Annotated in this window: 7 protein-coding genes; 4 read left to right on the forward strand and 3 right to left on the reverse strand. The window is 67.1% G+C overall.

Features of this window, described 5'->3' with window-relative positions; genetic code table 11:
• Positions 1-83 precede the first annotated feature (83 nt).
• Positions 84-803 (reverse strand): alpha/beta fold hydrolase, encoded by a 720-nt coding sequence (locus DFR39_RS04725; protein WP_133602354.1) that lies wholly within the window; start codon positions 801-803, stop codon positions 84-86.
• A complete protein-coding gene (locus DFR39_RS04730) occupies positions 800-2,059 on the reverse strand; it encodes a CaiB/BaiF CoA transferase family protein (RefSeq protein ID WP_133602355.1) in 1,260 nt (419 codons plus the stop codon). Before DFR39_RS04730 ends, DFR39_RS04725 begins: the two co-directional genes overlap by 4 nt.
• Positions 2,060-2,281: 222 nt before the next feature.
• Here DFR39_RS04730 and DFR39_RS04735 point away from each other — a divergent pair, with 222 nt between their 5' ends.
• The 3 genes from DFR39_RS04735 to DFR39_RS04745 are packed head-to-tail and all read left to right on the forward strand — an operon-like array spanning position 2,282 to position 3,404.
• Positions 2,282-2,668 (forward strand): hypothetical protein, encoded by a 387-nt coding sequence (locus DFR39_RS04735; protein ID WP_133602356.1) that lies wholly within the window; start codon positions 2,282-2,284, stop codon positions 2,666-2,668.
• 30 nt (positions 2,669-2,698) lie between these two features.
• Positions 2,699-3,127 carry a PTS sugar transporter subunit IIA gene (locus tag DFR39_RS04740; protein WP_133602357.1) on the forward strand — a complete coding sequence of 143 codons (429 nt, stop codon included), beginning with the start codon at positions 2,699-2,701 and terminating at the stop codon, positions 3,125-3,127.
• 7 nt (positions 3,128-3,134) lie between these two features.
• Complete coding sequence (locus DFR39_RS04745; RefSeq protein ID WP_133602358.1) at positions 3,135-3,404, forward strand: HPr family phosphocarrier protein; 270 nt, start codon at positions 3,135-3,137, stop codon at positions 3,402-3,404.
• 31 nt (positions 3,405-3,435) lie between these two features.
• Here the strand turns inward: DFR39_RS04745 and DFR39_RS04750 are convergent, their stop codons facing one another.
• Positions 3,436-4,260 carry a GNAT family N-acetyltransferase gene (locus DFR39_RS04750; protein WP_133602359.1) on the reverse strand — a complete coding sequence of 275 codons (825 nt, stop codon included), beginning with the start codon at positions 4,258-4,260 and terminating at the stop codon, positions 3,436-3,438.
• A gap of 112 nt (positions 4,261-4,372) precedes the next feature.
• Here DFR39_RS04750 and ptsP point away from each other — a divergent pair, with 112 nt between their 5' ends.
• Positions 4,373-6,157: a phosphoenolpyruvate--protein phosphotransferase gene (gene ptsP, locus DFR39_RS04755; RefSeq protein ID WP_133602360.1), complete on the forward strand. Its 1,785-nt coding sequence runs from the start codon at positions 4,373-4,375 to the stop codon at positions 6,155-6,157.
• Positions 6,158-6,346 lie beyond the last annotated feature (189 nt).

Genomic DNA, 6,346 nt, shown 5'->3' on the forward strand with positions numbered 1-6,346 from the left:
GTCTGGGCGGGCCTCTGACCCGTCCATCCCCCGTCCCGGGGGAAACCCCCGTGGCGGGGTGGTGCGCGACGCCCCGTCCGGCACTATCTCACGCCGCGAGGCGCGTCAGCCACGGCCAGCAGGTGGCGCACAAGGGCCTGGGGGGCGCTGATCATCGCATCGTGGCCCGTGGGAATCTCCAGCACCTGCCAGCCCGGCTGCTCACGGACACGGCGCCGTGCCCGGTCTATGGTGGGCAGGGCCGGATCGGTGCAATCGATGAAGCTGCGCGGCAGGGCCGCGATGCGGTTCGCATCGAAATGCAGGGGCTCGTCATAGCAGCCCCCAGGCTGGGGTGTCAGGTGCCGGCTGACCCATTCAGCATCCTCGGCCTGCAGCCCGAAGACATCGGGTGGCGAGGGCGGCAGATGCCCCAGGGCGGCGATGGTGGCGCGGCGCTGCGCCTGGGTCTCGGGCGCGTGGGCGCTGCTCCAGGCCTCGCCGGGCAGGGGAACGCTGGCATCCACATAGACGAGTTGGCCGATGCGCGCGGCCAGTCGCTGGGCCGCGCCGGTGATGACCATGCCGGCATAGCTGTGGCCCACCAGGATGCAGTGCTGCAGCTCTTCCGCCTCGATCACAGCGACCACATCCTCGATATGGGTGGACAGGCCAACGCCCGGGCCCGCCAGATGGGCGCGCTCGCCCACGCCTGTCAGGCTGACGGTGAAAGCCCTGTGACCCGCAGCCCACAGGCCCGGCAGAACCCGCTTCCAGCACCAGGCGCCATGCCAGGCGCCGTGCACCAGGACGAAGTCACTCATTGCACGACCCCTTGCGCCTTGAGTTGCGCGATCTCGTCTGCACTCAGACCGGCTTCCCTGAGCAGTTCTTCGCTGTGCTGGCCCAGCAAGGGGGGCGCGCGGCGGTAGCTGACCGGCGTGGCCGAGAGCTTGATGGGATTGGCGACCAGGCGCAGCGAATCGCTGAGCGGGTGCTCCATCGCCACCTGCAAGTCACGGGCCTGGACTTGCGGGTCGGCAAACACCTCGGCCAAGTTGTTGATGGCGCCACAGGGCACCTTGGCGGCTTCAAGCGCTTCGAGCCAGCTTTGTCGGGGACGGGTCTTGAGGGCGGCTGCGATCTCGGGCACCAGCAGTTCGCGATGACGGACCCGGTCGGCATTGCGGGCAAAGCGCGCATCGGTCGCCCAGTCCGGGCGGCCGGCGATCTCGGCGAACTTGGCGAACTGCTTGTCATTGCCCACAGCCAGAATCAGGTGGCCATCGCTGGCCTCAAAAGCTTGGTAGGGCACGATATTGGCATGGGCATTGCCCATGCGCCGCGGCGCAACGCCCGTGCACAGGTAGTTGGCACCCAGATTGGCGAGCATGGCGACCTGGGTGTCCAGCAGGGCCATGTCGATGACCTGGCCCTGGCCCGTGGCGTCGCGGTGGCGCAGGGCGGCCAGGATGGCCACGGTGCTGTACAGGCCGGTGAATAGGTCGGCCACGGCCACGCCCACCTTCTGCGGGCCGCCGCCGGGCAGGTCGTCGCGCTCGCCGGTGACGCTCATCAAGCCGCCCAGGCCCTGCACGGCGTAGTCGTAACCGGCGCGGTCCTTGTAGGGGCCGGTCTGGCCGAAGCCGGTGATGGAGCAGATCACCAGGCCCGGGTACTCCGCCAGCAGGCTCTGGGCGTCCAGGCCGTAACGGGCCAGATCGCCCACCTTGAAGTTCTCCACCAGCACGTCCACCTGGCCCGCCAGCTTGCGGATCAGGGCCTGGCCCGCGGGGCTGGCGATGTCCACCGCCAGGGAGCGCTTGTTGCGATTGGCGCCCAGGTAGTAGGCGGCCTCGGAGCTGTCCTGACCCTCGCGGTCCTTCAGATAGGGCGGCCCCCAGGCGCGGGTGTCGTCGCCACTGCCGGGGCGCTCGATCTTGATCACGTCGGCACCCAGGTCGGCCAGGGTCTGGGTGCACCAGGGGCCGGCCAGCACGCGCGAGAGATCCAGCACCCGGACCCCGCTGAGGGCTCCGGGAGTTTGGGCTTGCGTGTCGTGGTCGGCTTGCTTGTTCATGCGGGCATTGTGCTGCAGCGCTGCGGCCTGCCGCGGCGCCCGTCGGGCAGGGCTGCCCATAATGGGCGCATGATGAACAAACCGCTCGCAGTCCGCCCCGCGCCCCGGTTTCCGGGGGGCGTTCGGCGCGGCGTCTTCCTGTTGGTGGGGCTGGCGACCTTGTTGGCGTGCTCACCCCAGCTTGATTGGCGAGAGCTGCGCCCCGATGGCAGCGGTGCGCAAGTGCTGTTCCCCTGCAAGCCCGATATCGATGTGCGCCCGGCGCCCAGCCCCAGGGGCCTGGTGGTCTGCAAGGCGGCGGCACAGAGTTTCTCGCTGTCTTGGGCCGAGGTGGCCGAGCCCGCCCAGGTCGGCGCGGCCTTGCGCGCCATGCGCGAGGCTTTGGCGGCGAAGCTGGGCGCCCCGCTGCCAGAGGCCCAGACGCTGGTCGTGCCCGGCATGACGCCCCAGCTGGAGGCTGTTCAGCTGCGACTGCAGGGACGGGATCAGGCTGCGAGGGTGGCGGTCTTCGCGCGGGGTCTGCGGGTCTATCAGCTGACGCAGCTGGGAGCCGGCCTTGACGAGCAAGCCTGGGAGACCTTTCTCACGGGATTGAAGTTGCTGCCCTGAAGTGTGGGGTCTGCCGGGGATAATGGGGGCATGTCCGGCTTGCTGCTGATCGCCCATGCTCCTCTGGCTTCCGCCCTGAAGGCGGTGGCCGAGCATACGTTTCCCAACTGCGCCCCGCAGCTGACCGTTCTGGATGTGACGCCGGAGATGTCGGTGGAGGCCGTGGAACGCGAAGCTCGGGCCCTGCTCGCGGCGGCCGGCCATGCTGAGTTTCTGGTGCTGACCGATGTGTTCGGTGCGACGCCCTGCAATGCCGCCCAGCGTTTGCTGGACGATGCCGGTCATGTTCGCGTGATTGCCGGGGTCAATGTGCCCATGCTCTGGCGGTCCTTGTGTTACGCCGCGGAACCGGTGGCCCAGCTGGTGCAGCGTGCCAGCGACGGCGGCGCCCGCGGCATCGTGCTCGGCGGCGCGCCCGAACTCGCCTCCCCCACCATTCCCTGTTCCCCCACAACCTGAACGGCCGATGCTCAAGACCACTCTCACCATCAGCAACAAACTGGGGCTGCATGCCCGCGCTTCGGCCAAGCTGACCAAGCTGGCCGGCAGTTTTCAGTGTGAGGTATTCATGAGCCGCAATGGCCGCCGCGTCAATGCCAAGAGCATCATGGGGGTGATGATGCTGGCGGCGGGTCTGGGCTCCCAGGTGGAACTGGAAACCGATGGCACGGATGAGCAGGCGGCGCTGGACGCCATTACCGCCCTGGTGAACGACAAGTTCGGCGAGGGCCAGTGAGGCGGGTGAGGGCGCTGCCGGCCCTCAGCGCTCAGCTCGGGTCGATGAAATGGCGGCGATAGCGCTCGGGTAGATCGGCGATGCGCATCAGCAGGGGCAGGTCGGCCGTGTTGAAGTCTGGATCCCAGGCCGGGGCGCCGAGCACCTTGGCGCCACAGCGCAGATAGCCCTTGATCAGGGGCGGCGGTTCGGCTGCAAGGTCTTGCCGCAGTTCGTCGACGGGCAGCGGGAGGCGCGGGCGGACCTGATGCTCGATGCCAGCCATATGGGTCTGTGACAGCTGTTGCCACAGGCTGGCCGCGTAGTGGCCGCCGTCACGCATGCTGATGCTGGCGCAGCCCACCATGGTGTCCAGCCGATTGCGATGCATGAACTCCGCCAGCGCGCCCCAGAGCAGCATGATGGCGCCGCCACTGCGGTGCGCCGGGTGCACGCAGGAACGACCCAGCTCGACCATCTGCTCGCGCAGGCCGCGAAGCCGGGTCAGATCAAACTCGGTCTCGCTGTACAAGCCGCCCGCCCGCCTCGCGGCTGTGGGTGTCAGTACCCGGTAGGTGCCAATCACGGGGCCGCTGCGCTCGCCCGGCTCGATGGCGCGTACCAGCAAGTGTTCGCAGAAGGGGTCAAAGGCATCGATGTCATGCGCTGCCGGCGCGCCCTGGGGCGGGTTGAGCCGAGCCCCCATTTCGTTGACGAAGACCTCATAGCGCAGGCGCTGGGCTTCGCGCACCTCGTCTTCGTGGCGGGCCCATTGCACAAGCAGTCGGGCGCGGGGGGGGGCAGTCTGGCGATTGGCCTGAGTCGCCGCGTGGCTCAGTTCGGCAATCGGGAGTGTGGGCGAAGGAATGTCCCGCATGGGCAACCTCGTCATGATTGGGTTGCTGGGCATGCTCGGGCGGGAGGGTGACGCAGGCATGACCATGGAGTGACCGATACGTGAAGCCGGGCGCTGCTACAGTCGGCCAATCATGAGTTTCCAGGTCTTCGGCATTCCGGTTTCCCGCGGCGTGGCCATCGGCCGCGCCGTGCTTGTGGCCTCCAGCCGTGTGGATGTGGCCCACTACTTCATTGCGCCCGATCAGGTAGAGGCCGAGATTCAGCGCGCCGTCCGCGCTCGAGACGAGGTCGCCCATGAGCTCACGGCCTTGCGGGACGATCTGCCGGAGGATGCGCCGCATGAACTCGCGGCACTGCTGGATGTGCACCTGATGCTGCTGCACGACGAGGCCCTGACCGGGGCCACCAAGCAGTGGATCGTCGATAGGCACTACAACGCCGAGTGGGCCCTGTCTGCCCAGCTCGAAGTGCTGGCCCGTCAGTTCGACGAGATGGAGGATGAGTATCTGCGCGAGCGCAAGGCGGACCTTGAGCAGGTGGTGGAGCGCATCCTGGGCGCTCTCGCCCGCGAGCAAGGCAAGGCGCCGGTGGATGCGTCCAGCGTGGTGCAACGTGACTTCGCAGGCGAGGATCCGCTATTGCTGGTCGCCGCGGACATTGCGCCGGCCGACATGATGCAGTTCAAGCGCAGCGTGTTTCACGGTTTCATCACGGACATTGGCGGCAAGACCTCGCACACGGCCATCGTTGCGCGCAGCATGGACATCCCTGCGGTGGTGGGCACACGCGAGGCGTCACGCCTGATCCGCCAGGACGACTGGGTCATCATTGATGGTGACCTCGGGGCGGTGATCGTGAATCCCTCGCCCATCGTGCTGGAGGAATACCGCTTCCGCCAGCGTCAGAGCGAGCTGGAGCGAGCGCGCCTGGCTCGGCTGCGGCACACGCCCGCCGTGACTCTGGATGGCGAGCGGGTCGAACTGCAGGCCAATATCGAATTGCCGGCCGATGCCGCGGCCGCCGTTGACGCTGGCGCGACTGGGGTCGGACTGTTTCGCAGCGAGTTTCTCTTCATGAACCGCAATGGCGAATTGCCCAGCGAGGACGAGCAGTTCGAGGCCTACAGGGCGGCGGTTGAGGCGATGAAGGGCATGCCCGTGACCATACGCACGGTCGACATCGGTGCGGACAAGCCCCTTGATCGCATGAGCGCCAGCGAGTTGCGTCATGAGCATGTACTCAACCCGGCCATGGGCTTGCGGGCGATTCGCTGGAGCCTAGCGGAACCGAGCATGTTTCGGCAGCAACTGCGAGCCATCTACCGCGCCAGCGCCTACGGCAAGCTGCGTCTTCTGATCCCCATGGTGGCCCACCTGTCCGAGATTCGCCAGGTGAGCGAGACGCTCAAGCGAGTGCAGCAGCAACTGACCGACGCGGGCCAGGCTTTTACGCCGGTCGAGTTGGGAGTGATGATTGAAATCCCGGCCGCCGCGGTCATGCTGCCGCTTTTGCTGCCGCATGTGGACTTCATTTCCATAGGCACGAACGACCTGATCCAGTACACGCTGGCCATAGACCGCGCGGATGAGGCGGTCGCGCATCTTTACGACCCCTGGCATCCTGCCGTGCTGCAATTGATCGCCAGCTCAATTGGCCAAGCGCGCGCGGCGGGCAAGTCCGTGAGTGTTTGCGGCGAGATGGCGGGCGACCCCGCCTTCACCGATCTGCTGCTCGCTATGGGCCTGCGCAATTTCTCGATGCACCCCTCGCAGATTCCCTCGGTCAAGCAGCGAGTGCTGAGGGCAGACGCCAGCCGATTGGCTGAAGCGCTACCCCAATTGCTGGAGAGTCCGGACCCGCAGCGCACGGCAGCGCTGCTCTTGACCTCGAAGCGCGGCAACACCCCGATGCAGTAACTGCGCGCGGCGCTGTGTGCCCTGGGTGGCGCTGGCCATGGGGCTCGACGCGTTTCTCTTGAGCATGAAGTGTCGATAGTTGCTTGCGCGCCAGAAATCCTGTGCTACAGTTGCGGGCTTCGCTGATCACAGCGGCTCGCAAGAGCGGTGGTGGTGAGTGAAGGGAAGCGAAAAGCGCGGCGAACAGTA

It is taken from the genome of Roseateles asaccharophilus, from assembly GCF_004362405.1.
GTDB classification, from domain to species: Bacteria; Pseudomonadota; Gammaproteobacteria; order Burkholderiales; family Burkholderiaceae_C; genus Kinneretia; species Kinneretia asaccharophila.

Bases quoted from the DNA above. Each gene is read 5' to 3' on its own strand.
- DFR39_RS04750 (WP_133602359.1), bottom strand. From the start codon at position 4,260: ATGCGGGACATTCCTTCGCCCACACTCCCGATTGCCGAACTGAGCCAC.
- ptsP (WP_133602360.1), top strand. From the start codon at position 4,373: ATGAGTTTCCAGGTCTTCGGCATTCCGGTTTCCCGCGGCGTGGCCATC.
- DFR39_RS04730 (WP_133602355.1), bottom strand. From the start codon at position 2,059: ATGAACAAGCAAGCCGACCACGACACGCAAGCCCAAACTCCCGGAGCC.
- DFR39_RS04725 (WP_133602354.1), bottom strand. From the start codon at position 803: ATGAGTGACTTCGTCCTGGTGCACGGCGCCTGGCATGGCGCCTGGTGC.
- DFR39_RS04740 (WP_133602357.1), top strand. From the start codon at position 2,699: ATGTCCGGCTTGCTGCTGATCGCCCATGCTCCTCTGGCTTCCGCCCTG.
- DFR39_RS04745 (WP_133602358.1), top strand. From the start codon at position 3,135: ATGCTCAAGACCACTCTCACCATCAGCAACAAACTGGGGCTGCATGCC.